The following is a 3,565-nucleotide window of genomic DNA, read 5'->3' on the forward strand; positions in this document are numbered from 1 at the left end:
CCACGGGCCCGTCCAGCGCGCGCTCACCGGCCACGGGCCGGTCCAGCGCGGGCTCACCGGGTCACCGCCACGAGCACGTCCCACGCGCCGAGCGTGACGGAGTCGCCCGCGGCGACCCGAACCGGGGCCGACGCGAACCCGTGCGGAGCCGCGAGAACGTCGAAGTCAGTCAGAACAGTTGCCACGGTGGCCTCCCAGGACCAGTTGTGCACGAGGTGCGCCCGCACGTCCGCGAGCCGGGTATCCACACGGGCCCGACCCGCGCTGGAGCGCCGGGGGCATCGGTGCGTACGGGGGACGACCTCGTGCGGGCCATCGCCCGTGAGGTCGTTGATCGCGACACCGTTCCCTTCGAGGAGCGAGTTCATGTCGCGGTTCCTCCTGACGACGGGTGATCGGGTCGATGGTCCTGGGACACGCACGTGCTGCTACGCGACGAAATGATGCGTCCCCCCGTCGACCCGCTCCACCCGGCCGTCGGGGAGCACGACCTCGGTCGGGATGCCCTCGGGCACGGTGACGTCGAGGTCGAACTGTGTCGCAGTCTGCGTCCAGTGCACGGCGATGCGGCCGACGGGTGAGTCATAGGCAGCGGTCACGTAGTCGATTCCCGGGCCCGGGACCGGGTGGATGCGGATTGCCCGGTAGCCSGGAGCGGCCGGTCGGATGCCGGCGACCGCCTGGTAGATCCAGTCGGCGACCGCCCCGAGCGCGTAGTGGTTGAAGCTGGTCATCTCACCAGCGTTGATGCTGCCGTCCGGAAGCATCGAGTCCCACCGTTCCCAGATCGTGGTTGCTCCCATGGTCACCGGATAGAGCCACGACGGGCACTCCTTCTCGAGGAGCAGGCGGTACGCGTCCTCGACGTGACCTGTCTCGGACAACGCCCACGTCACGAACGGCGTGCCGGCGAACCCGGTAGTGATGCGGTACCCGGTCGCGCGGACGATCTCTGCCAGCCGAACAGCCGCAGCGCTCCGGTCGGGCTCGTCGAGGAGACCGAAGGTGATCGCCAGTGCGTAGACAGTCGCGCAGTCCGAGACGACCCGACCGTCGTGGACGTAGTGGGCATTGAACGAGGTCCGGGTCCGGGCCGCGAGCTCTCCCCATCGGGCCGCCTCGTCGGCGTGGCCGAGGATCGCCGCAGCCTCTGCAGTGAATGACGCGCTGCGGAACAGGCACGCGGTCGCCACGACCCCCGTGTCGGCCTTGGCGTCGGCCGGTGTGTCCGGGGGTGCGTCTGGGTCGAGCCAGTCGCCGAACTGGAACCCGCTGTCCCACAGTCCGGTCGGGGACAGCCTCGCCTCGACGGACTCCAGGTGCATCGCCATACCGGGGTAGTGCGCGCGGAGCCGGTCGACGTCACCGAAGGCGTTCCAGAGAGCCTGCGGGACCCAGACGGCGGCATCGCCCCAGACGGCGGTCGGAGTTCCACCGAACTCGATGTCGAGCCTGGACAGGTCACCGAGCTTCATCACGTCGKGAACGACGAACGGGACGATCTGTCCCGGTGCGTGCCCGGTCTCCTCGGCGAGGTCGAGGAGCCACTTGTGCAGGAAGTCGGCGGTGTCGAACTGGAACGACGCCGACGCCGCGTAGGCCGCGATGTCACCCGTCCACCCGAGCCGCTCGTCACGCTGCGGGCAATCGGTGGGCACGTCCAGAAAGTTGCCCTTCTGGCCCCACACGGAGTTCTGCACCAGCTGGTCCACGAGCGGGTCGGAACAGCTGAACTCGCTCGTGGGCCGCATGTCGGAGTGCACGACGACCGCCTCGAGGTCGTCCGCGGTGAGCTCGCCGGGCCAGCCCGTCACCTCGACGTAGCGGAACCCGTGGAACGTGAAGGTCGGCTCGAAGGTGTCGACGCCACCGGAGAGCAGGAAGGTGTCGGTGGCGCGGGCGTCGCGCAGCGGCCGGGTACCGAGCTCTCCGTCTTCCACGACCTCGGCGTGCCGGACGACGATCTCGAAGCCTGCCGGCCCGCTGACCGTGACACGAAGCCAGCCGACGAGGTTCTGCCCGAAGTCGACGAGCGTGCGACCGGACGGTGACTGCCAGATCCGCTGCGGGCGCAGCACCTCGTGCCGGGTGATCAGCGGGGCGACCTGAGCAACGAGCGTCGCGCGGTCGAACGGCACCTCGTGCACTGCCACGGCCTGGCCGCCGCCTCGGAGCCGAGCATCGATGCGTTGCCCGCCGTAGAGCGAGTTCTCGGTGGTTGCCGAGGTACGGGCCGTCCAGCTCGGGGACGTCGCGACGGTCTGCGAGGAGCCGTCGTCGAAGGCGATCTCCAGGACGGCGCAGAGACCGATGCGCTCTCCGTAGTTGGCGTTGGCACCGCTAAAGCCCAGGTCACCCCGGTACCACCCGTTGCCCAGCTCGACCTCGATCTCCACCTCGCGAGGTCCGGCGGCGACGAGGCGCGTGACGTCGTACTCCTGGTACTGGAGCCGCCACTCGTACGCGGTCCAGCCTGGGTTGAGCACCGACGTGGTCACCGGACCGCCGTTCACGTACGCCTCGTACACCCCGTGCGCGGTCGCGACGAGCCTCGCCGACCGGATCGTCGACGGTTCACGATCGAGCGGCACGGTGATGCCGAACGTGACGGCCGCCGTACGGCTCGCATCGCCGGAGATCATGGCGGCGCCGGAGAGGAGGTCGCTCGCACTGCCTCGGAATGGGGTAGCGGTCTGGTGAGACAACGATGGCTCCTTTGCCGACATCGGATCACGTCACGCGACTCACGCCAGGGACGACATGCCGGCGATCTTGAATCGGTTCATATCATCAACCATCGACCGGCTGCAGATCGGCTTACCCGAGGCACGTCACCCGATCGGCTACCGCCACGGCATGGAGCATCGGTTCAGGACCGAAGCACGCTCGCCACAGCGCTCACCGCCCTCGACCGTCGGCACCGGGAGACAGCGAGTGTCGCTCCTCCCTCGAACGTCGCCGCGACCGTGCCCGGTCTCGAGATTCGAATCCCTCAAGAAGAGGGCGTGACCAGGGCAGACTCACGAGCCGCACCACCGTCAAGAGTGACCGATGTGTGTCCACCACAGACCAAGAGGCCGCCTCTCCGACAGGAGAAACGGCCTCTGACCTGCTACTTCGGTGGAGCTGAGGGGATTCGAACCCCTGACCCCCTGAATTACCGCAGTGCATTCTGCTAGGGCAGAAGATCTCGGCGATTCTCTTCGATTCACGCCCTGACCTGGCCGAACGCCGGGATCGGCATCCATCGCGCCACCATTATATCGGCTCGCCTCGACGCTTCTACGAGCTCTTCGATGCCATTAAGTGTCCAATTGCTGTCCACTAAGCCCACCACGGTGCTGCACACGATCCTGCGGGCCGCCGAGTTCCGCGACCGGGGGTACGCCTGGGGGGCGAGGGTCCATCGACTCGCCGCGCGTGTACCCGGAAGGACCCCGTCGCCGAGAGACGCACTCCGCGCTCTGGCGTGCGAGAGGTTCGCGCCTCCATCGTGGCGCGTGGCAGATCCCGCGGAGGTTGTCCACTTAGCAACCCCGTGAGACTCATGGAGTGGTCCCAGGGC

The 3,565-nt window shown here is 68.1% G+C and carries 2 protein-coding genes; both read right to left on the minus strand.

The genetic code is table 11. The features are described from left to right. Positions 1-53 precede the first annotated feature (53 nt). A complete protein-coding gene (locus ACXJKG_RS20120) occupies positions 54-368 on the minus strand; it encodes a hypothetical protein (RefSeq protein ID WP_456847495.1) in 315 nt (104 codons plus the stop codon). A 60-nt stretch (positions 369-428) separates the two neighbouring features. After that, positions 429-2,642 carry a family 78 glycoside hydrolase catalytic domain gene (locus ACXJKG_RS20125; protein ID WP_456847496.1) on the minus strand — a complete coding sequence of 738 codons (2,214 nt, stop codon included), beginning with the start codon at positions 2,640-2,642 and terminating at the stop codon, positions 429-431. Positions 2,643-3,565 lie beyond the last annotated feature (923 nt).

The organism is Cellulomonas sp. P5_C6 (assembly GCF_054049635.1).

Coding starts and splice junctions, on each gene's coding strand:
- ACXJKG_RS20120 (WP_456847495.1), bottom strand. CDS start 368: ATGAACTCGCTCCTCGAAGGGAACGGTGTCGCGATCAACGACCTCACG.